The sequence below is a fragment of the Paenibacillus sp. LS-5 genome, from assembly GCF_056121505.1.
This window is the reverse complement of the sequence record NZ_JBWAVA010000079.1, coordinates 1-270: the sequence shown is the minus strand read 5'-3', so window position 1 is coordinate 270 and position 270 is coordinate 1. Positions and strand designations below refer to the sequence as shown.

The following is a 270-nucleotide window of genomic DNA, read 5'->3' as shown; positions in this document are numbered from 1 at the left end:
CGGTCAGCCATTGGCTTCTCCTTGAATTTCGTTTTCTGACACTATTTTCAGAATCGCACGGCGCGCGGGCTCTCTGCGATCTCGGGGCAACCATAGAACTATTCCAATCATAGTTTCCAATTGAATTTAGAATTATTATTGATAGGATTTGGTTATCATGTTTTCCGTCCGCCAAATGCGCTATTTCGATATCCTTGCCACCACCCTGCATTTCCGCAAGGCGGCAGAACTCGCACGTATTTCGCAGCCGGCACTTTCGGCGCAGATCGC

General features: G+C 48.5%; 1 protein-coding gene. It reads left to right on the top strand.

All coding sequences use genetic code 11. The features are described from left to right. Positions 1 to 157: 157 nt before the first annotated feature. The coding region (locus AC0MA3_RS26535; protein WP_474658353.1) for a helix-turn-helix domain-containing protein at positions 158 to 270 on the top strand (113 nt) is incomplete at its 3' end.